Genomic DNA, 23,028 nt, shown 5'->3' on the forward strand with positions numbered 1-23,028 from the left:
CCATGTCATTCACTTTCTTTCTTGGAATATGGCTGGGCATCCTGCAATTACCTGATGCAAACCTGCCTTTTCAGTTTGAATTTGCTCAACACGACGGACACCCTGTCATGATCATTAAAAATGCTGAAGAACGAATTGTGTGTGACGAAATTACTTTAGCGGGTGATTCCATTTTTATCCGATTGCCTCTTTACGATTCAGAGTTTCGTTTAAAAGCAGGTCGGGAAACGATGCATGGCGTATGGATAAACAAAGGAAGAAAAGTACCTGCTGTTATTCCTTTCACTGCGCAAAAAAATCTGTCCTATCGTTTTTTACCCCAGCAAACAAAAAGTGATGAACAGAGGTTAACAGGCCGTTGGGAAACCTGGTTCAATGTAAATTCTGGGGACTCTTCTCTCGCGATTGGAGTCTTCGAGGAAAAGGAGGGAATTGTTACCGGCACTTTCCTCACTGAATCCGGAGATCATCGTTTTTTAGATGGGATAAAAGACGGAGATTCGTTAAAGCTTAGTGTTTTCGATGGATCACATGCCTGGTTATATCTTGCTAAGATCAAAGATGGAAAAATGGAAGGAATGTTCTATTCCGGAAATCATCACAAAGCCCCTTTTCGTGCATGCATTAACGATAGTGTTCGTCTGAGGGATCCTTCAAGCATTACTCAGGCTACAGGTAAAATAAATTTCAATTTACCGGATCCGGATAGCCAGCTTGTTTCATTAGATCAGAGCAACTATCGTAATCGTGTTATCATTGTACAAATTATGGGCACATGGTGTCCGAATTGTATGGATGAATCTGTTTTTTTGGATAGTGTTTACAGGGATAGAGGGGAAGAAGGACTTGAAGTAATCGGTCTGTCCTTTGAAAGAACTGCTGAATTCAGCATTGCTGCCAACAATGTCCGAAAAGTTAAAAAACGTCTGAATTTATCTTATCCTGTATTGATCGCCGGTGTTGCTCAAAAAGATGAAGTACAAAAAATAATTCCTGCCATTTCAAACTTTTTCTCCTATCCTACTACTCTTTTTATAGACCGAAAAGGGACTGTTGTTAAAGTTTCCAGTGGGTTTTCAGGCCCAGCTACTGGCGAGTTCTGGTTGAAATACAAGAAGGAGTTCAATCGAACTTTAGACCGACTATTACATTAGTTAAAGTACTGTATTTCAATTATTTAATTAATTAAGTGAGTAGGATTCACTCATTTTACTAATGGTGCTTAGTTGAAATGCTTTAAAGGGTAAAAAACTTAACAAACAAAAGAGGGTTATTTACCCTTAAGTTTTCGCCGTTTGCCCATTAACTCAAAAATACTACTTACTTCCTCCCGATATTTGTAAAATCCGGGAAAAAAAAAGCTAAAGAATGAAATTATTGCCTTTCCCAATGATTACCATCGATTGTATACCCATCTTGCTTCTTAAGAAATAAACAAATACTCCATAATACACACATGAAAAAACAATTACTACTTTGGGTTGCATTACTACTGTCACCCTTCTTCAGTTATTCACAATGTACTACTACCAACGCGACGTCTTGTGTATGTAAGGACGGTACAACAAATTGTCAACTGCTTCCGGATATTAAAGTAGCACGTCCGCCACTACTGGTGAATGGATCCAGTGGATATTTAGAATATCCACAAACCTGTAATCCTCCTTGTAGTGGTAATGACGGACGTTTACGTGTTTCTGTTTCTACTCCTAACATTGGGTTTGGTCCCCTGGAAGTGCGTACTACTCCTACAGCTATTTGTGGTACCGATACATTTTACAATGTTCCCAGCAACTTTACTTGTCCGAACGGACAGCCATTGCGTCAGATATTGAACCAACGCGTGTATCAAAAAAATGGTAATGCCATGTCATACATCGACCGTTTTGCAGGAAGTATGACTTATCACCCATCACACGGACATATGCACGTTGATGATTGGGGTATTTACACTTTACGTACTGCAACTTCGGATCCAAATCCGTTAAACTGGCCTGTAGTAGGTACAGGTTCAAAACTTGCCTTTTGTTTAATGGATTATGGAACATGTTCTTATTACAATGGACATTGTGTTGACAGTGCAAACAATACCATGCTAAACGGTAACTTCCCTAATTTTGGATTAGGCGGAGGTAACTACGGTTGCTCTAGTGTTGTTCAGGGAATTTCATCCGGATACACTGATATTTATTACCAGTCATTGGATGGTATGTGGATCAATCTTCCTCCCGGACTTTGTAACGGAACTTACTGGATGGTCATTCAGTTAGATCCATACAACTACTTTTTAGAAAGTGATGAAACAAATAACGTACTCGCAGTGCAAGTGACGTTAACACAGCAAGGTGGTACTTTACCTGTAGTTACAGCCAGCGGTTCTACCACTTTCTGTCAGGGCGGAAGTGTATCACTCACTGCAAGTTCTGCAACGAATTATTTATGGTTGAATGGTGCAACTACACAATCTATCACCGTGAATCAAGCCGGAAATTATAGTGTTACTGTGAATACCGGAACATCTTGCGTATCGACTTCTACACCAACAACCGTAACTGTTTCTCAGATTCCTGTTACGGCTACTGCTACTCCTGCTAATATTTGTGCAGGTGAAAATGTTCAACTAGGAGCATCAGCTACCGGAGGTGGTACATCCAATCAGGTAGTGACCTATACGAATAATACTATTTACAATATTCCTGATAACAATGCAACCGGTATTTCAAGTTTCATTACCGTTAATAATATTGATCCTGTTACTATCAATTCCAATACAGTTGTTTCAGTACAACTTGACATTACTCATACTTATGATGGTGATCTTCAAATCCAGTTAATTGCTCCTTCCGGAAATGCGATTAACTTAAGTAACCGCAGAGGTGGTAGTGGTAATAATTTTACTAACACCATCTTTATAGGTAGTGCCGCACTTTCAATATCTCAAGGTTCCGCTCCTTTCGGCGGAAGTTACAGACCCGATGGTCCATTTACATCATTAACGGGAAATTCAAACGGTACCTGGACACTCAAAATAATGGATTTGGCCGGTACAGATATAGGAACGCTGAATTACTGGACTTTGAAATTAAACGATGTTGTTCCTACAACACTCAGCTATAACTGGACTTCATTACCTGCAGGATTTACCTCCACTAATCAAAATCCTACAGTTAATCCTACTCAAAATACTACTTATACGGTTACTGCTACTGAAAGCGGAACCGGTTGTCAAGGAACTCAGACCGTGAGTGTTGTTGTAGGGAATGGAATTAATGTTACTGCAAATACACCTGCACCTATCTGCGCAGGACAATCTGCAAATCTTTCAGTGAGCGGGGCAGATACTTATGTCTGGAGTCCTGCTTCCGGTCTGAATGGAACAACCGGAAATGCGGTTATTGCATCTCCATCACAAACTACTACCTACACTGTTGTTGGAACTACCAGTGGTTGTACCGACACGGCGTATGTAACAGTGGTTGTAAATCCATTGCCTGTGATCAATGCCTCTGCAAGTACAAGTATATGTGCAGGTGGATCAGTTACGCTACAGGCCTCAGGAGCTCCCAATCTAAGCTGGAGTCCTGCTACAGGATTAAATACAACTTCAGGAAACAGTGTTGTAGCTTCTCCCGGTCAAACGACCATTTATACTGTGACGGGTTCTGACAATGGTTGTTCCAATTCATCAACAGTTACTGTGTCTGTGAATGCATTACCTGTGGTTACTGCAAGTGCGAACATCAGTATCTGTGCAGGACAATCAACGGCATTGACTGCATCAGGCGCATCATCATATAACTGGAGTCCTTCTTCCGGATTGGATCAAACTACCGGTTCCACTGTGAATGCTTCTCCTTCTGTGGACAGAACATACACGGTTATAGGAACCGACAACAATGGTTGTTCTGCTTCCGCAACCGTAACAGTAACTGTCATTGACCTTCCTATTGCACCAACATCCATTGTAGGTGCCGCCAATCATTGTTTACCCATGTCAGCATCTTTTGCTATCAATCCAATTGGAAATGCAACCTCCTATACATGGTCAGTACCTGCCGGAATGAGTCTTAGCGGACAAGGTACAAGTAATGTTACTGTGAATGCTACCGGTGCCTCTTCAGGTGATCTATGTGTAATTTCAAATAATACTTGTGGCAGCAGTGCACCGAGATGTGTAGCTGTAACTGCAAACAGTAGTGCACCCGTTAGACCGGGTTCTGTTTCCGGTACCGGAAAAGCTTGTGCCGGAGATGTTGTAAATTACAGTATTGCTACCGTAGCCAACTCTAATTCTTACTTATGGACAAATCCTGCAGGTACTACCTTACTTAGCGGACAGGGTACACATGCAATCAGTTTGCAGTTTAATGCCGGTTATGCCGGTGGAACATTGAGTGTTCAGGCTGTAAATGGTTGTGGCAATAGCTTGTCACGTGTTAAATCGCTTTCATTAAATATTCCTGCAACAACAAGTGTAATATCAGGACAAACTACGGGCTTGTGTAATTCACAACAAACGTATAGTGTTATGCCTGTAGTTGGAATGACTTATAACTGGAGTGTTCCATCGGGTGCAACCATCCTGAATGGACAAGGTACTAATAACATTCAAGTACAATTTGGAGCAGGATTTACAAATGGCAATGTTTCTGTAAATGCCCAAAATGCATGCGGTACAAGTACAGCGCGTGTGAAGAGTGTTAAAGCTGCACCGGCAATTCCTGCTTCTATCACAGGACCTGCCAGCGTATGTCAGGGTCAACAAGGAGTAAATTATACTGCTGCATCAGTGTATGGCGCTACTTCTTATACCTGGACAGCTCCAACCAATGCAACCATCGCTGCAGGACAAGGAACACTGAATGCCAGCGTGAATTATGCTATGAATGCTGTAAGCAGTAAGATAAAAGTGAAAGCCTCAAATGCTTGCTCTACCTCTTCAAATAGAACGAAGAGTATCGTATTAAACAGCTGCATCAAGGTATCTGACTTCACTACTTCAGCGTTAACCGGTTTATCTTTATTACCAAATCCGGCCACCACTTATGTTGAAGTTCAGTTTAACAGCAATTCCGATCAGCCCTCTACATTAAGAGTTACAAATGTACTTGGTCAGGAGGTGTATACTCAATCCATTCATCCATCTAATGGAATTAACAACTATATGGTTGATGTTCGCAAACTGAACTCCGGCGTTTACATAGTAAGTATTCTTCAGGATGGTAAGTCCTTTGCTCAGCGCCTGGTTGTTGAATAATAGAAACTGATAAAACTCAATCAAAGCCGTTCTTTTTATAAGGAACGGCTTTGTACTTTTGTAAAGAATCTGAATCCATGAAAAACGCGTTTATACAATTATTGCTCTGCTGTATTATTCTGACTTCATTAGCCAATCCTTCCCAAGGGCAATCTATAGCATGGACAGAATACAACACTATTAATTCCTCACTACCTGATAATTCGATACGATGCATTACTTACGAAAATGATAGCACCGTTTGGATTGGGACGGACTTCGGTCTGGCAAAGCTGGTAAACGGACAGTGGACCAACTATAACACGTCAAATTCCGGATTAGCCAGTAATAGCATCCGTAGTATGGCCATAGATAAGTTTGGTGTGAAATGGATCGGGACATTTACCAATGGACTTTGTTCCTTTAATGATACCGTCTGGACGAACATCAACACCTTTAATTCTCCTCTACCGGATGACTTTATCAGAAGTCTGGCCATCGACACCAACAATGTTATTTGGGCAGGTACCACCGGAGGATTAGTGAGAATAGATTCACTGGTTACGTTTACCATTTACGATCAGTTCAACAGTATTATGAATTCCAGTAATATAGCTTCCATGTATGTGGATAAGTCTCACCTGCTTGAAACTTGACGATATAGACCAACCCTGGATTGGCACTGCTGACAAAGGGCTCCTGTACAAAAACGGCAGTAACTTTATTGTATACGACACTGCCAACTCCCCTTTAACGGATGTCGTAATTCAATGCGTAAACATTGACGATAGCGGTAAAGTATGGATCGGAACGCAAACCGGCGGATTGTTTATTCTTGACCCTTCGCTACTCACCGGTATTTCCAGTACAGGTACTTTCACTAACGTTAGCGTCTATCCTAATCCGGCCAGTGATGTACTTTTTTACAACAGTCCATTCCCAACTGTTAGTTGTGAAATCACAGATCTGAGCGGGCGTCTTTTACTTTCAGAAAGTGGAACGTCTAACCAAATTGATATTCATGCGCTGAGTACCGGCCTTTATCATGTCAGATTCATTTATGAAGATGGGAATAGTATAACGAGGAAATTTCTGAAGCAATAAGTTAAACTACATTTTCTGCGCCATCCTTTTTAACAAGCTATAAATCAAAATACTTTCTCTGGGACAAGTAATTTCTAAATTAGGGTAGTGATAAAACTATTTAAAAACACTTCCTGACTTCCGCAGAAAAAAAACGTCCATTTTACAAGTAGTAGCAATGTAGCCTGATGCTGCAAATTAACGGGCGCCTTAGGTTGTCCTACTGAAATAAGACATAACTGAGACAGCCTGAGTTCTTAGATGTCCGAGCCCTGTAGGGGCGGCATCTCTGTAAATAAGGAAATCATCTTCTCCCACCTATGCCGGCATCCGACCTACGGTCGGATGCCGGCGGTTGAAAGGATAGGGGAGTTTCTCGGTTACAGAGATGCCGCCCCTACAGGGCTATTTGGAAGAAATATCTATCTCCGTGCTTACGTTAATTCTTTTCCTGTCTTCTGCAAAAAAACTCACTCTGAAGATTGTCAAAGAACTCTTCGGAGTTTAGTTTAGAATTTCCCAGTGCAGAAGTCAGAAAGGTGTTAAACAAAATACTGTCTTCGGGATAAGGTTTCTTTAAACTTATTTCTGAATTACGGTATTGGTAAAACTATTTAAAAACACCTGCAGTTCTTCTACTTTTTTTATCTCTAGCATGATATCATCAATTGATATTTGCGCCATTTCACGGGCCTTTAGCTCTGCGCGAAGCTCCTCTCTGATTTTAGTCAATTGCTTCTTTTTAATGTACATGACCGGATCAATCACGGTCTTATGCAATTGATCTGCCTCCCGTCGGACTTCAATATGATGTTCACTCCATTTTGCCAATTCATAGGGTGGAGTCATCAGACTGATAGCTGTATTTTTAATTTCAGGTGTTAGCTGTTGTAAAAAATCCTGTTCATTATAGGGTAAACCCTCATCCAACTGTACAGAGAACTCCGCAAGAATTCCGGCATAGACTTCATTCGAAAAATGAATACCATCATCACGAAGATGAGAAATGATAAAATCTTTCACGCGGGTAGGTGTTTGATCCGCTCCAAATGGGATGGTGAAATTATGATCGGCATAGAGCAACATAATCCGGATAATCTCTTCCTCCTGCGTAAACGTATCGAACTCATCCGAAACTTCCTCCTGAGCGTCTGCAAGCGCTGCTGTTAATGGATCCTGTGGTACAGGTTGAGCTGGACCTGATCCCTCCTGTTGGAAAGACTCCTCCCCTGCTTTACGCACTTGTTTGCGAAGGATCTTATTCAGTTCATTCAATAAAATCGATTCTCCCATCTCCATCAACACCGAAGTATGCTTCAGATAAGCAGCACGTGTAATCGCATCGGGTATTTTCGCGATGGTATCAACGATATCACGAATCAAGGCGGCCTTTTTAATCGGATCTCCGGCTGAATCAGCAAGCAATAATTTTGTTTTAAAGGTGATAAAATCGACCGCCTGCTCCTTTAAGAACACTTTCAATTCTTCCGTTGAAACTTTTGATGAGTAGGAGTCCGGATCTTCCCCATCCGGAAACAGGACGACCCGCACATTCATACCTTCTTCGAGGATCAGATCAATACCGCGTAGCGATGCTTTTATTCCGGCCGGATCACCATCATAGAGCACAGTGACATTTCTGGTGTAGCGACCAATCAAGCGTATCTGCTCAACCGTTAGTGCTGTTCCGCTGGAGGCCACCACATTTTCAATGCCGGCCTGATGCATGGAAATAACATCCGTATATCCCTCTACCAAATAGCAACCATCGTGAGCTACTATAGCCTTTCGCGCCTGCGAGATGCCATAGAGATTCTTGCTCTTAAAATAGATTTCTGTCTCCGGAGAATTGAGATACTTCGGACTCTTTGGATCTGTCTTTAAAATACGCGCACCAAAAGCAATGACACGTCCCGTGAGATTATGAATCGGAAACATCACGCGTCCTCTGAAACGATCGTATTGCTTATTTTCATTCAGAATCGTAAGACCGGTTTTCTCCAGAAACTCCACTTTATATCCTTCCTGAATAGCTGCTGCAGTAAGGCCATCCCATTTATCCGGAGAAAATCCCAGATTGAACCGGCGAATGATATCATCCGTAAAACCTCTTTCATGAAAATAAGAAAGTCCAATCGCTTTACCTTCTTCTGCATTCCATAAGTAATCCTGATAAAACTGCTGCGCAAAAGCAATCACCGTAAATAAATTCTCGCGATGCGATTGCTGCTCCAGATATTCGGGTGTGGGCGCTTCCTCCTCAATAGTGATATTGTACTTCTTTGCCAGATAACGTAAAGCCTCCGGAAAAGTCTGGTGTTCGTGCTCCATGATAAACGTAAGCGAATCACCTGCCTTTCCGCATCCGAAGCATTTAAAAAATCCTTTAGCAGGAGATACCGTGAAAGAAGGAGTACGTTCATTGTGAAAAGGACAAAGACCTAAAAGATTGGCACCCCGCTTCTTCAAGGCTACAAAGTCACCCACCACCTCTTCAATCCGGGCTGTTTCAAGAATTAACTCCTTGGTAGAATTATTTATCATCAGAAAGTAAAGATACGATACCGGATAAAAACCAACGCATAAAACCGCGATTAATGATTCCTCTCAGTGGTAAAGCGCACTAGTTGAATAAGAGAAGTTTTATACGCTGATGCCGGCAAATCTTCGATAAAACTAAAAGCCTGATTTTGAAAGTGCTGCATTTTATCTCTGGCGTAGACTAAGCCACCCGCCTCCATCACCATTTTAATCACCTGCTCTACCCGTTTCTTATCATCGCTATAGCTTTTCACGGTATTGATGATAAATCTTTTATCTGAAGAACCCGATTGATTCAAGGTATAGATCAGCGGCAAGGTCATCTTATGCTCCTTGATATCGATCCCTCTGGGTTTTCCGGTTTGTTCGGCTTGCTCATAATCGAATAAATCGTCTTTGATTTGAAAGGCGATGCCTACAGCTTGACCAAAATCATGAAAACGTTTCACTTGCTCTGCAGTTGCACCTGTAGACGAAGCTCCGGTAGCACAACAAGAGGCAATCAAGGAAGCGGTTTTAGCGGTGATAATTTCATAATAGACCTCTTCCGTGATATCGAGCTTACGCGCTTTTTCTATCTGCAGCAATTCCCCTTCGCTCATTTTACGCACGGCGGTTGAAACTATTTTCAGCAGTTCGAATTCTTCATGATCCACTGCAAGCAGTAATCCCCGCGATAGAAGATAATCGCCCACCAGCACTGCAATTTTATTTTTCCAGAGGGCATTGATCGAAAAAAAGCCTCTGCGTAAATTACTGTCATCCACTACATCATCGTGTACGAGGGTGGCGGTATGCAAAAGTTCAATCAGGGAAGCGGCACGATAGGTACTTTCCGTGATTCCTCCGGATGATCCTGCAGCCAGAAAAACAAACATCGGACGCATTTGCTTTCCCTTCCGCTTCACAATATAGTGCATGATACGATCGAGCAGCGGTACATGGCTCTGCATCGCCTTTCTGAACTTCAATTCAAACTCCTCCATCTCCTTGCGGATAGGCTGTTTGATTTGATCCAGGTTTAAAGACATCCGTTTAGTTTAACTTAAAATAAAACGGAAGCGTCAAACGCACATCCACGGGAACATCGTCCTGGCTCCCGGGCATCCAGTCGGGCATAGCTTTCACAATACGTATCGCCTCCTTATCCAGTTCAGGGTGCACACCACGCAGGACTTCCACCTCACCAACTTTTCCCTTTGCATTGACTATAAATGCCAGATATACCTTACCTTCAATACCACTTTCCTTGGCTCCTACAGGATAGTTCAACTCTTTCACGATAAAGTCATTCATGGCATCCTTCCCTCCGGGAAACTCCGGCATTTTTTCAACGCTGATAAAGACTTTTTCATTCTTTGGATCCTTTTCGGGCAATCGCTGAGAAAAGGATTGCAAGGGAAGAATCAAGATAAGCAGAAGACATAACCGGTACATAAGCAGGTAATTTAGAGTACGAAGATACATTTTTTCCCTCTGACAAAAAGTACACGGAATATCAGGACTTTGCCCTCTTATACACCGGTACCGTACTACAAGGTTCACCATACAAAATACTTTTCACCACAGGTTGCAATTTTGCTGTTAGCGCAACGTAAGCCTGCAAGGGAACCGGACGATGGCTGCATCCTTTTATCACTACGCGCTGATCACGGTAGTCCTCCGGATTTAACTGATCCATCATGCGCCGGAACAATTCTGTTTCTAACGTTTCCGCATTACCGACAACAACTGTAGCAGCAAATGGCTGTAAAGCAGACGACAATAACATCCAGGCCCAGCGCGGCACAATGGCATCCGTTGAACAAAACAATGCGACATGTTTACCGGAATACTCCTTCCAGGCATGGTTCGCAATAAAATCCCTGAAATCCTTTTCCCGCAACAGCAATCCCTCCACCAACTGCGTACTGATATCAAAAAGCACCCTCTCCCCCGCCGGAAATAACTCCTCAAGATCAATGGTCACAATACCACTCTGCGCAACTCTATTTACTATTTCCGACATTCTATTTTAATAATTCATCAATCATCATTACCAATAATCTTCCACCATCTTTGACACATATACTACTTCTCAATACCTTAAAAATTTTTAGGGAACGCTGATCTCGTTACTTCGTCCCGAGACAAGTGACGCTGATTTTTTAGGATTTGCACTGATTTGATTTCGGCAGCTTAAAAACTTTCGTATCCTTTCGTACCTGCCTGCCGGCAGGCAGGTTTCGCCCTTTCGTATTTCGTATTTTCGTGAGCTTTCGTATTTCGTAACCCCTTTTCACCACATACCGAGTTCCAATCTCGCCTCCTCACTCATCATCTCCTTCTCCCAGGGCGGGTCAAATGTAATTTCAACCTTTGCGGAATTCACATCCGGAATATCTCTTATTTTCTGTTCTACATCGGGGGGCAATGTTTCCGCAACCGGACAAGCGGGAGAAGTCAATGTCATTTTGATATGCACATCATTCCCTTCATTGATATTGATTTCATAAATAAGACCTAATTCCCAGATGTCCACCGGAATTTCCGGATCGTAACAGGTTTTGATCATATCGATGACACGTTCGCGTAAGGGCTTTACTTCAGGTATGTTTTCAGTTGCTGACATGGTGGTTTCCTGATCCGGATTCGCCTTAAATTTGTTTTGAATGGTTTGAAGCAGCGAAGGCATAAGTTTTCATTTGTTTGATCATGGAGGAGAGTCCATTCGCTCTGGTAACGGCAATATGTTGACGCAATCCGATTTTATCAATAAATTCCAGTTTAGCATTAAGTATTTCTTCAGCAGGTTGACCTGAAAGAACATTGATCAACAATGCAATTTCTCCTTTCACGAAGGTAGAATCACTATCCGCCTCAAAAAATAATTTACCTTCCCGTTCTTCACCATGCAGCCAGACCGAACTCTGACACCCCTTAATTTTATATTCGTCACTTTTATACTGTTCCTCCAACGCAGGGAGTTTTTGACCGAGCTCAATGATGTACTGATATTTTTCTTCCCAGCCATCAAAGAGGTTAAAGTCCTCCACGATTTCATCTTCTATTTCCTGCATCGTACTCATAATGCCGTTTGTGGTTGTAATAATTGAATCGCTTTACCTAAATTCTCCACCAGACTATCAATTTCTTCCATCGTATTATAGAACATAAAGGAGGCACGGATGGTTCCCGGAACTCCAAACCGCAACATGACGGGCTCTGTGCAATGCTGCCCTGTACGCACAGCAACACCCTTTGTATCCAGATACATTCCGGCATCCATGGCATTTACTCCTTCGATAACAAAAGACAAGACGCCCGCCTTTTTCTCCGCGGTTCCAATGATTCTAACACCAGGTATAGCCGAAATTTTTGAAGTAGCATATTCGAGCAACTCTTCTTCCCATGCTGCTGCTCCCAATCGATCAAGATTGTTCCAGTAATCAATTGCTGTCCCGAGCGCAATCACATCCGCGATATTCGGCGTTCCGGCTTCAAACTTATAGGGCACTTCATTGTAAGTCGTCTTCTCAAAAGTCACGGAAGAAATCATCTCTCCTCCACCCTGATACGGTGGCATCTCCTCCAGCAACTGCAATTTACCATACAGGCATCCAACACCGGTAGGACCCAAAATTTTATGTCCGCTGAATGCAAAGAAGTCGGCATCGAGATCCTGAACATCAATAGGTGCATGAGCGGTACTTTGTGCTCCATCAATAAGAACAGGTATTCCTTTCTTGTGCGCTTGTGCTATGATTTCCTTCACCGGATTAATGGTTCCGAGTGAATTAGATACATGCACCAGCGAAACGAGTTTTGTTCTGTCTGAAAGCAAGGTATTCAGTTTATCAAGAACGAGTTCCCCTTTATCATTCATCGGAATCACTTTCAACACAGCTCCTTTCTCCTCACACAATAGTTGCCAGGGAACAATATTGCTATGATGCTCCATGGCAGAGATAAGAATTTCATCTCCCTTCCCAATATTCTTTCTTCCATAAGTAGCAGCCACCAGGTTGATGGCCTCTGTGGTGCCCTTAACAAAAATGATTTCCTTCTCTGATGATGCGTTAATAAATGCTCTTACTTTCTCCCTGACATTATCAAAAGCTTCAGAGGCTCTTTGAGATAAAAAATGGACACCACGGTGAATATTTGCATTGCTATGTGAGTAATAATTCACCAATGCATCAATCACTACCTGAGGTTTCTGAGAAGTAGCAGCGTTGTCGAAATACACCAATGGCTTTCCATACGCTTTCTCCGAAAGAATCGGGAAGTCGTTGCGGATATCGTTAACATTAAAAGTGGCCATTTTTTTCTACAATTATAATTATCAGGAACGCGGATGACGCGGAAAATTTAATTTGCGCGGATTGCTTCCTTTTACCTGTTATTTTAGTTTTTTTTCCAGCAACTGCAATAGACTTGCGCGCAGTTCTTCATTCTCTACTTGTTCAATGACATCTGCTGCAAATGCATGGTTGAGCAATGCACGGGCCGTTTCTTCACCGATACCGCGGGCACGGAGGTAGAAGAGTGCTTCATCGTCGAGTTGTCCGGTAGTCGCGCCATGACTGCATTTCACATCATCCGCATAAATTTCAAGCTGCGGCTTCGTATTCATGGAAGCCTCATTGCTGAGCAGGAGATTTTTATTGGACTGATACGCATTCGTTTTCTGCGCATCTTGTCGTACCCAAATCTTTCCATTAAACACTCCCGTGGCATGACCATCAATTATACCCTTATACAATTCATTGCTGTAACAATTCGGCATCGCATGATCAACCAGCGTATGGTTATCCACCACCTGATCTCCATTTAAAACATAGAGCCCATTCAGATAGGAATTAATATTTACATCATCGAGACGAATATGGAGATTATTACGTACCAGGAGTCCGCCTAAAGTGACTGTGGTCAGGTGCTGGTAACTATCGCGCGCCATATTCACTTTATGGTAACTTATATTTTTTGAAGTATCTGCCTCCGCCTGGACCTTAGTACCAAAGTACCGTGCTCCTTTTCCTACCACCACTTCGCTAACTGCATTGGTAAATGTCGGGGCTCCATCACCGTGAGTATGGTAACTCTCAATGACCGTACATTCCGACTGATCGCCCATCACCACCAGTACTCGCGCCGGAATGGACAAGGGCTCTGCGCCCGCAACTGCAACAAATGCAAGCTGCACAGGAAGTTCAATCTTTGCGTTCTTCTCTACAAGAATCACAACCGGTTCGTAACAAAGCATGGTATTCATTGCTACCAATGCTTCGTTCACAAAATCAGCATGCTGAAACAGGTGAGATTGTACGGAGTCCTGTCCTAAAAAATCAGAGAGCGATCCTATTTTAATCCCGGAGGGCAAATCGTTCATGGAAGAAGCGGCGGAATTTATTCGTCCATTCTCCACAACAACCAGCACACTCTTCTTTCCGGGCAACCGGTATTGCTCTGCTTCTTTAGCGGTAAACGTTTGTGTATCTGTCGGACTAACGGTACGATAGCCCGCAGTTGTGATCCCTGATAGGTTCAGGTACTTCCATTCCTCATGCTTTCCGGTAGGAATTCCCAACTTTGAGAAAGCAGCAATAGCCTCGCGGCGCAGGTTTAAAAAAGCCGGTTGTTGTTTTCCATATAATTCCGCGAACATCTCTGCTTCCTGCAAGAATGCGGAAGGAGAAGGGGCAGATGTAGTTATCGTCGTCATAGGTTATCAGGCTCCAACTGCAATTTCTTCTTTGATCCAATCGTATCCCTTTTCCTCCAGTTCCAGCGCGAGATCCTTGGTTCCGGATTTTACGATGCGCCCTTTGTAAAGGACATGCACGAAATCAGGAACGATATAATCCAACAGACGCTGATAATGAGTGATCACAATAAATGAACGATCAGGACTGCGCAGGGCATTCACACCGTTCGAAACAATTCGCAAGGCATCGATATCGAGACCGGAATCTGTTTCATCGAGGATGGAAAGCTTAGGTTCAAGCATCGCCATTTGAAAAATCTCGTTACGCTTTTTCTCACCGCCACTGAATCCTTCATTCACCGAACGTTGGGTCATGGCTTTATCCATCTCCACCAACTTCATCTTCTCATTCATCAGCTTGAGAAATGCTTTCGAATCGAGGATTTCTTCTCCACGTGCTTTGCGGATTTCGTTAACGGCAGTCTTCAGAAAATTCGCATTACTCACCCCCGGTATTTCCACCGGATACTGAAAGGCAAGAAACAAACCTGCACGCGCACGGTCTTCAGGAGACATCTCCAAAAGATCAGTACCCAGGAACGAAACGGAACCACCGGACACTTCATACTCCTCACGGCCGGCCAGTACCGAAGCAAGCGTACTTTTACCGGAACCGTTCGGCCCCATGATCGCATGCACTTCGCCCGGCTTCACTTCGAAATTAAGGCCATTGAGGATTTGCTTACCCTCTACGGCCGCCTGTAAATTTTTTATTGATAACATAATTATTGAATACTATAGATAAATCATTTTATTTTTCAATGACAACTGCAGTGTATACAACAGTCATCTTTTTATTTTTAACCAACAGAACCTTCGAGAGAGATGCTCAGCAATTTTTGCGCTTCAACAGCGAACTCCATCGGCAGTTGATTGAATACTTCTTTACAATAGCCGTTGACAATCAGGTTCACTGCATCTTCGGTAGAGATACCGCGCTGATTGCAATAGAAGATTTGATCTTCACCGACCTTACTCGTTGTGGCTTCATGCTCCACCTTCGCTGTTTTATTGGCTACTTCGAGATAAGGGAACGTATGTGCACCACATTTATCACCGATCAGCAAGGAATCACATTGGGAGAAGTTACGTGCATAGGAAGCATTCTTACCAATCTTCACAAGACCACGGTAAGAATTCTGACTACGACCACAGGAAATTCCTTTTGAAACAATCACACTGCGCGTATTTTTTCCGAGATGAATCATCTTTGTACCGGTATCGGCCTGCTGCATATTATTCGTCACAGCGACAGAATAAAATTCACCGATAGAATAATCTCCCTTCAGAATCACACTCGGATACTTCCAGGTAATCGCGGAACCGGTCTCTACTTGTGTCCATGAAATCTTGGCACGATCACCGAGACAAATACCGCGCTTCGTAACAAAATTATAAATACCGCCTTTCCCATTTTTATCACCAGGGTACCAGTTCTGCACGGTACTGTATTTCACATTGGCATCTGTATGTGAGACGATCTCAACCACCGCTGCGTGCAATTGATTTTCATCGCGCATCGGCGCTGTGCAACCTTCGAGATAACTCACCTGCGCACCCTCTTCCGCAACAATCAAAGTGCGTTCAAACTGACCGGTACCGGCGCTGTTGATGCGGAAATACGTACTCAACTCCATAGGGCAGCGAACACCTTTCGGGATATAGCAAAACGAACCATCACTGAACACCGCACTGTTGAGTGCCGCGTAAAAATTATCAGTATACGGAACCACAGAGCCTAAATATTTTTTAATCAATTCAGGATGATCATGCACGGCTTCACTAAAGGAACAAAATATAATTCCCAGTTCCGCCAGTGTTTCACGAAAGGTAGTTTTTACAGAAACACTATCTATGACAGCATCTACAGCCACACCTGCCAAGCGTTGTTGTTCGATCAGTGAAATTCCGAGTTTATCAAATGTGGCTTTGATCTCCGGGTCCAGTTCATCGAGACTATTCAGCGTAGGTTTCTTCTTCGGCGCAGAATAATAAATGATATCCTGAAAATCAATTTCAGGGTAGGAAACGTTGGGCCACTTCGGTTCTGTCATGGTCAGCCAATGACGAAAGGCTTTCAACCTCCATTGCAGCAACCATTCCGGCTCGCTTTTTTTCAGAGAGATAAAACGCACGATATCCTCATTGAGCCCTTTCGGTGCGTTATCGCTTTCGATATTGCTGACGAAACCCCATTTATAATCAGAGTTGGTAACTTCGTCTAGTATTTTTAAGTCTTCAGACATAATGTTTCATTAGTGGGAACACGAATCGATTGGGTTAACGCAAATCAGACGGCGAAGGACTCGCCACAGCCGCAGGTACGACTGGCATTGGGATTATTAAACTGAAATCCTTTTCCGTTGAGGCCATCGCTGAAATCAAGCTGCGTCCCTACGAGGTAGAGGAAACTTTTTTTATTGCATACTATTTTGATTCCCTTATCTTCAAACACCTTATCGTCAGGTGTAAGGGTATGATCGAAAGTGAGGCTATAACTCAATCCGGAACATCCTCCACCTTCTACCCCGACACGGATAAAGGCATCTTCGGGATGGTTTTCCGATTTGATCAACTCTATCGCTTTATCTCTTGCTTTTTCTGTGACTGTAATCATGGCTTTATTTTCTGGTGCAAAGGTACGGTGAAATCGCTTATTTAGAACAATTCTAAGGAAGAAAAGTTTGAAGCGCAGCCGGAAAAATATATTTTGTATGGTACTGTATTACAATGCTTTAAGCAAATGTGGGGAGGATCGCTTCCTTCGGGGGAGGGGAGGATCGCTTCGCCAAGAGGAACGCTCCGCTTGGGGGAACTCTTGTCAACTGACGAGATTGGGGGAACGCTCTCTCGTTATTACTCATCTTGTCTGCGAACATTTGAATCTGACGAGATCGCTGGGAGGAACTCTCGTCAAGTGACGAGATTGGGGGAATGTCTCATCAAACTCACTTCTTGTTAGATGCAATGAATCTGACTTGATCAATGGGGGAAGTGATTATTCATCCGTAGGTTCTTTCTCCGGAACCCTGAAGGGGTTCAACATCGCTAACTCCGGATGCAATCCGGGGTTAGCGACACCATCCCACCCTCCAACCCTGAAGGGGTTGAACCGAGGAACACCAGGTATAAATATAATCTGTCGTGTATGATCGATTAAAATAGAACCGATCATGTTTTTGCATAACTGAAGCTAGTACAACAAGACAATATTTTATCGAACCACACTGATTCTCTTTGCCTGTGAAGCCTTGGATAATAATAATCCTCGATGCGAATAAGCCTGTCGCCACGCTGTTGCCATAATAATATCGCTCCTACGGAGCTACCCATATTTCGCATCTACGATGCTATAATAATGTCGCTCCTACGGAGCTTTGGAAAATGGAATTCGCTTTTGTAGAATAATGTCGCTCCTACGGAGCTTTGGAAAGTGGAATTCGCGTTGCAATAAGCATGACACCAGGCTGTGGCTACTGTTTAAGCAACCTATTTCAGGCAAGGACAAACTTTTACTTAAACCTTGAAACTTAAAACTTGACCCCCCCCCCCCACCAAACCCCAAGGGAGGGGGGGGGCGGGACGACCTCCCACGGCACCGGGCGGCCGGGGGGGCGAGTGAAAACTTTGAAGGCGGACCATGAAGCAGAATCGCGAAAAGCGATATGCTTCATGGTATACCTTAAACTTTAAAAAAGTTATTTATTAAATATAAAATTCGCGTTCCAAAACCAATCGCTTATCCTGATTAACGACGCAAATACTGTACTTCCCATTGGTCATGCCGTGCACATTAAGATCAATGGGGAGCACCAGCGTTCCGGGTGGTTGATGCAGACATACTTTTACGATACGAATTACCTTTCCGTTTTCTGCACGCAACTGCACTTCCAAATCACTTTCACGAGGCAGCAAAAGATTTAGTTTAGCGCTGATACGACTGGCAACACCGGAAAATTCAAGGTCGTTACCACTAACCGGCGGGGCATATTCTTTAGAATACCAGGATGGAGATTTATGCTCACGGTTACATATATCCGAAGTAAGCGCAAGAAGTACAGGTTCACTCACATCAGAAGCCGTGATATCACTCATGCTATGATTGTTGGTATAATGCCAAACTACGGCTTGATACAAGCAGCTTGAAACAATCTGCATACCGTTCATTTTGTTCAACGTTATCACCATATCTTTTGGTCCCATAGCGGAACGGGTAAAACTCACTTTCCCGGAGGGAGCTTTCGCCCCACTATTGCCACAGCGGGCATGGTGCCAGGTAATTTTCCTGCTTCCTTTTTCCAGTGCAATGACCGCCGTTCTCGTAATCACAAAGGGCTGATATCCTTCTTCGGAAGCATAGAAAACACGTCCGGTTTCTATTTCTACTTCAAGATCGTCGTTACTGATATTATTCATCGTCATTTGCATTCGCCTGTCGTTATTCGTTTCGGCCTTCACCTGAAATTCTATCAGATGATTAAGAACGGCTTCTCCAAAGGTGAGTGTCCGTGCATCAGTGGCAGTTGAGATGCATACCAGCATCAGCCCTGCAAGAAGTGTTTTCATGTTGCAATGATTTTTATAGTGAACCTGTTTCTGTCTTCACAATCATATCCTTACTGCGGACCACCATCTTCCGGTAATCCCCCTTATCAAGTGGCTTCGAAAAATCAAGGAATTTCCCGAGGAGAACCGGCTCAAGGGTCAATTCCTTCCCATTCTGATCTACCACTTGCATACTTATCTCTCCATCAAAACGCAAGTCGCCTATTGGAAGTCTGACTTTGCGAACTTTACTTTTCGCTTTCCAGTGATATACGATAGCCGAAGGAAAATTCTGGACAATCCGTACAGATTGAATCTTGCAATTAAACGGGACACGCACGAATACTCCTTTAGGCCGGGACACAGGTTTTACAAAGAAACCATACACACCCGGACAGGAAACTTCTTCTACATACTGACCTTCTGTAGTGGTATTCGCTTTCACATATTTTGGCTTGTCCAACAGTTGCCAGTATTTATCCGCCGGGTTCCATTTGTACCAACCGATATTTTTAAAGAGTTTATCAGATGAAGCATGGAAATACATCTTCACGGGTACCGGAAGACAACGTTTCGAATGCACCTTCACCTCGCTTACCGACAATGCGCAGAGTACTTTCCCCTCCTTTGTAACGGTAGGGTAAGCCGAAGTTAAATCCTCCACCTTCAACTGTCTGATGTCAGCGATATCGTCTTCCGGCAACTGCGCGGAAAGGAAATTCAAATACAAGATTCCCGTGATGAGCAATACGATCCTTTTTTTCATGCCGTATTATTTTATATGATCAATGGCTACTGACTTCACAGCATCAAAATCATCATTGAGCCGGAATCCATATTCAGGTATTTTATAATTCCGGCCATCTACCATTACATTTCCTTGCATAGACTCCGGAATCCGATAGCGTTTTCCCAACTGCTGCCCGATTGGCGCTTCAGTAGCATAACGAATTTGTTTCTCTAAAGTGAGCATGCTAAATTGTCCATGGAGTCCGGTATATTCTACCGGTAAAATGAAGAGTGCAGCGGTACCTCCGTTGATGATTTCTGCCGGCCAACTTTGATATACGCCCATGACCAGCACCGCCCTATAAAATGAAAGTTGCGGAGGTGCGCTCACATAGAGCAAATGCATTTGAGAAGGAGAAAGAGCCGACAACCTGAAAAATCCGTCGTGCTGCAAAGAAACCGGATAATATTCTTTCCCATTCACCTTAATAAATCGGCTGACATCGGACTTTATTTGTAACCACATCCGAAGGGAATCATTGAAATATTCCATGAGAAAAGTTGCATTTTTTTCATTTGCAGTTAACGGAATCAAAATTTTATCAGGCAACAACTCCTCATTGTTATTCCGGTATTCAAAGAGAGTTACCAACCTATAACCTTTGCGATTTTCCATCAGTAAATTCGGTTCATTGGTGTCATTTGTTGATGAACTGAGATCAAATACATGGACAACCGGCAAATTTTTTTTGGCAAGATAAGTACACAAGTCATACTTCAGCAGGATGCCGTTGGCCGATTGGATAATTGTATCCTTCAAACAAAGAGGATTCACATTTCTTCTCCGGTAATTTAACGTAAAATAATCGGGTGGAAGTTCATATTGGATCAACAGTGAGGATGAGGTCAACTTCAACAATTGTCGTTCCTGAGGAGAATTGATCCATTTCCTGCTGATCCTCTTTTTCGGAACACCTTCCTCCAGCAAAATGCCTTCTACCTCCTTCATCCGCTCTGTCAAACAGGTTGCTTCTCTCGCAGATAAATGCTCCCCATTTAATGAAATTAAATCAATGTGTAGAGCACTGAATAATTCATTATTCATTTTACGTATTTCGTCTCTCTCCAACGAATCCGGTTTAACGCCGGCTAAAGGATAAGAAATGCGTATGGTCCTTTTTAGAGAGTCCGGGTGTAAAGTAAAACTTTGTCCAAAGGATTGCAATGCAAAATGACCGAATACAATTACCAGAACAGCATGTGCGAATGGGGAAGTGTTGGATAAGTTCATTTGGCAGGTTTAAGCGGAAAACACCAAACCATCGGTACTTATTGTGATAAAAGGATGAAATTCTATTCCTGTTTACTTCCCCACAATAATAAAAAGGAAGTTTGCGTTTGATGCCGTTTTTTAAACGACCTGTCACAACAAACCAATAAAGTTATTTAAACTAACAGGAGGTAAACTCTTATAAAACGGCTTCCAAAATATACAGAAAAAATCCTGCAAGAGCTGCGGATACGGGTATCGTTAGTACCCATGCCCAGATGAGTTGCAAGGTGACACCCCATCGCACTGCAGATATCCGTTTTGTCAATCCAACGCCAACGATAGAACCTGTGATGGTATGAGTAGTACTCACCGGTATTTTAAAATGCTGTGTAGCAAAAAGCGTGAGTGCACCTGCTGTTTCGGCGCTGAAGCCTTCAAAGGGAGTCAGTTTTGTCACCTTCTGCCCCATGGTTTTAACAATTTTCCAACCACCTATCATTGTTCCCAGTGCTATGGAAACATAACAAGCCAGTGGAACCCATGCCGGAAGTTCCTTCATATCTCCGATAATACCCTGACTAAGCATTGCCGCGGCAATAATCCCCATCACTTTTTGAGCATCATTACCTCCATGTCCAAGCGAATACGCAGCAGAAGAAACCAATTGTAAGCGTCGGAAAATCCGATCCACTTTAGAAGGATTCGCTCTTTTACAGATGTGTAAAGTAATGACAGAGATGAAATATGACATAAGCATCCCAAGGACGGGTGCCAGTACAATAAAATACACTGTGGGCATCACCTTATCAAACTGAATCGCATCAAAACCACCGGCATGAGCTACACCTGCTCCTGCAAAACCACCAATCAGGGTATGTGAGGAACTGGAGGAATTCCCCACCACCAGGTCAGCAGATTCCAAACAATAGCGGCGAGAATTCCGGCCATCACCACGGTCAGTGTAATGTTCTCGGGTCGTACCGTTTTAGCTACTGTGTCTGCTACCTTCAACTCAAAAATCCAGTAGGCAATGAAGTTAAACATGGCGGCCCAAACAACAGCGGAGAGTGGACTCAGCACCTGCGTAGATACGACAGTTGCAATAGAATTCGCTGCATCATGAAATCCATTAATAAAATCAAAAATCAGCGCAAGGACAATAACGAGAAGGAGTAAGTCTGACATAGTACAGGATTATGCCATCTTAATGATGATCGATTCAATAACATTGGCAGCATCCTCGCATTTATCGGTTGCCGTTTCCAATCCATGCATAATTTCCTTGTACATGATAATTTTTACAGCATCTTTCTCATTGGCAAAAAGATCGGCCATTGCATGATCAAAAATATCATCGGCATGATTCTCTATACTATTAATACGAACCAATGATGCCGTGATATCACGCATTTTTCGCATGTTTTTTAATTCCAAAACGGCCGACCGTAACTCCTGAGTGCTGAGTTGAATCAGTTCACAAAGTTTTATCAGATCCTTATCGAAATGCTGAATTTTATACAATTCGATCCTTTTCGAGGTGCCATGGATATAGTCAATGACATCATCAAAAGAAGTCACTAAACGATGAATGTCTTCCCGGTCGAATGGGGTGATGAAATTTTTTCCGAGTTCCAGGAATATTTCATGAGTGATCTCATCACCGGCATGCTCCAGCTGTTCAATCTTCCTGAACCATCTTGGGCGCTCCTCCACTTCGCAAGTAACAAGTTGATAAACAGCTTTTCCGCCCTCATGCAGGTTGGTTACAGCCTTATCAAACAACGGAAAGAATTTACGATCCTGGGGTACGAAATACTTTAAGAAGCCGAATGAAGACATAGCGATGGGTTAAGACTGCGAATGTAAAGGAATTGT

20 protein-coding genes and 1 pseudogene are annotated in these 23,028 nt (G+C 43.0%); 4 read left to right on the forward strand and 17 right to left on the reverse strand.

Annotated features, from left to right (window positions below; genetic code table 11):
* Positions 1-2: 2 nt before the first annotated feature.
* The 4 genes from IPJ86_03940 (at position 3) to IPJ86_03955 (ending at position 6,340) form a co-directional block, all read left to right on the forward strand.
* Entirely contained in the window at positions 3-1,154 is a 1,152-nt protein-coding gene (locus tag IPJ86_03940; protein MBK7886468.1) for a TlpA family protein disulfide reductase, read from the forward strand.
* 302 nt (positions 1,155-1,456) lie between these two features.
* On the forward strand, positions 1,457-5,257 hold the full coding sequence (locus IPJ86_03945) for a proprotein convertase P-domain-containing protein (protein ID MBK7886469.1): 3,801 nt from the start codon (positions 1,457-1,459) through the stop codon (positions 5,255-5,257).
* A 77-nt stretch (positions 5,258-5,334) separates the two neighbouring features.
* The gene (locus tag IPJ86_03950; protein ID MBK7886470.1) at positions 5,335-5,892 is read left to right on the forward strand and encodes a hypothetical protein; all 558 of its coding nucleotides are present in this window, start codon (positions 5,335-5,337) and stop codon (positions 5,890-5,892) included.
* Positions 5,882-6,340, forward strand: coding sequence for a T9SS type A sorting domain-containing protein (locus IPJ86_03955; GenBank protein MBK7886471.1), 459 nt, complete (start codon positions 5,882-5,884; stop codon positions 6,338-6,340). The genes IPJ86_03950 and IPJ86_03955 overlap by 11 nt, the downstream gene beginning before the upstream one ends.
* A gap of 561 nt (positions 6,341-6,901) precedes the next feature.
* Here IPJ86_03955 and dnaG read toward each other — a convergent pair.
* The 17 genes and pseudogenes from dnaG to IPJ86_04040 form a co-directional block, all read right to left on the reverse strand.
* The gene (gene dnaG, locus IPJ86_03960; protein ID MBK7886472.1) at positions 6,902-8,863 is read right to left on the reverse strand and encodes a DNA primase; all 1,962 of its coding nucleotides are present in this window, start codon (positions 8,861-8,863) and stop codon (positions 6,902-6,904) included.
* 50 nt (positions 8,864-8,913) lie between these two features.
* Complete coding sequence (locus IPJ86_03965) at positions 8,914-9,891, reverse strand: polyprenyl synthetase family protein (GenBank protein MBK7886473.1); 978 nt, start codon at positions 9,889-9,891, stop codon at positions 8,914-8,916.
* A 4-nt stretch (positions 9,892-9,895) separates the two neighbouring features.
* Entirely contained in the window at positions 9,896-10,327 is a 432-nt protein-coding gene (locus IPJ86_03970; GenBank protein MBK7886474.1) for an energy transducer TonB, read from the reverse strand.
* A 31-nt stretch (positions 10,328-10,358) separates the two neighbouring features.
* The gene (locus IPJ86_03975) at positions 10,359-10,868 is read right to left on the reverse strand and encodes a DUF2480 family protein (GenBank protein MBK7886475.1); all 510 of its coding nucleotides are present in this window, start codon (positions 10,866-10,868) and stop codon (positions 10,359-10,361) included.
* 270 nt (positions 10,869-11,138) lie between these two features.
* Positions 11,139-11,471: an SUF system Fe-S cluster assembly protein gene (locus IPJ86_03980; GenBank protein ID MBK7886476.1), complete on the reverse strand. Its 333-nt coding sequence runs from the start codon at positions 11,469-11,471 to the stop codon at positions 11,139-11,141.
* Positions 11,472-11,496: 25 nt separating this feature from the next.
* Positions 11,497-11,928 (reverse strand): SufE family protein, encoded by a 432-nt coding sequence (locus IPJ86_03985; protein ID MBK7886477.1) that lies wholly within the window; start codon positions 11,926-11,928, stop codon positions 11,497-11,499.
* A complete protein-coding gene (locus IPJ86_03990) occupies positions 11,925-13,163 on the reverse strand; it encodes a cysteine desulfurase (GenBank protein ID MBK7886478.1) in 1,239 nt (412 codons plus the stop codon). The genes IPJ86_03985 and IPJ86_03990 overlap by 4 nt, the downstream gene beginning before the upstream one ends.
* 78 nt (positions 13,164-13,241) lie before the next feature.
* Positions 13,242-14,564 carry a Fe-S cluster assembly protein SufD gene (sufD, locus tag IPJ86_03995; GenBank protein MBK7886479.1) on the reverse strand — a complete coding sequence of 441 codons (1,323 nt, stop codon included), beginning with the start codon at positions 14,562-14,564 and terminating at the stop codon, positions 13,242-13,244.
* Positions 14,565-14,570: 6 nt separating this feature from the next.
* Positions 14,571-15,329: a Fe-S cluster assembly ATPase SufC gene (gene sufC, locus IPJ86_04000; GenBank protein ID MBK7886480.1), complete on the reverse strand. Its 759-nt coding sequence runs from the start codon at positions 15,327-15,329 to the stop codon at positions 14,571-14,573.
* Positions 15,330-15,406: 77 nt separating this feature from the next.
* Positions 15,407-16,852 carry a Fe-S cluster assembly protein SufB gene (gene sufB / locus IPJ86_04005; protein MBK7886481.1) on the reverse strand — a complete coding sequence of 482 codons (1,446 nt, stop codon included), beginning with the start codon at positions 16,850-16,852 and terminating at the stop codon, positions 15,407-15,409.
* 44 nt (positions 16,853-16,896) lie between these two features.
* Positions 16,897-17,223, reverse strand: coding sequence for an iron-sulfur cluster assembly accessory protein (locus tag IPJ86_04010; protein ID MBK7886482.1), 327 nt, complete (start codon positions 17,221-17,223; stop codon positions 16,897-16,899).
* A 381-nt stretch (positions 17,224-17,604) separates the two neighbouring features.
* On the reverse strand, positions 17,605-17,781 hold the full coding sequence (locus tag IPJ86_04015; GenBank protein ID MBK7886483.1) for a hypothetical protein: 177 nt from the start codon (positions 17,779-17,781) through the stop codon (positions 17,605-17,607).
* Positions 17,782-18,311: 530 nt separating this feature from the next.
* Positions 18,312-19,172 (reverse strand): hypothetical protein, encoded by an 861-nt coding sequence (locus IPJ86_04020; protein ID MBK7886484.1) that lies wholly within the window; start codon positions 19,170-19,172, stop codon positions 18,312-18,314.
* A 13-nt stretch (positions 19,173-19,185) separates the two neighbouring features.
* Entirely contained in the window at positions 19,186-19,917 is a 732-nt protein-coding gene (locus IPJ86_04025) for a hypothetical protein (GenBank protein ID MBK7886485.1), read from the reverse strand.
* 6 nt (positions 19,918-19,923) lie between these two features.
* The gene (locus IPJ86_04030; protein MBK7886486.1) at positions 19,924-21,171 is read right to left on the reverse strand and encodes a hypothetical protein; all 1,248 of its coding nucleotides are present in this window, start codon (positions 21,169-21,171) and stop codon (positions 19,924-19,926) included.
* A gap of 178 nt (positions 21,172-21,349) precedes the next feature.
* A pseudogene (locus IPJ86_04035) lies at positions 21,350-22,338 on the reverse strand (inorganic phosphate transporter).
* A 9-nt stretch (positions 22,339-22,347) separates the two neighbouring features.
* A complete protein-coding gene (locus tag IPJ86_04040; protein ID MBK7886487.1) occupies positions 22,348-22,992 on the reverse strand; it encodes a DUF47 domain-containing protein in 645 nt (214 codons plus the stop codon).
* Positions 22,993-23,028: the final 36 nt, after the last annotated feature.

The organism is Bacteroidota bacterium (genome assembly GCA_016713925.1).
Lineage (GTDB): Bacteria > Bacteroidota > Bacteroidia > AKYH767-A > OLB10 > JAJTFW01.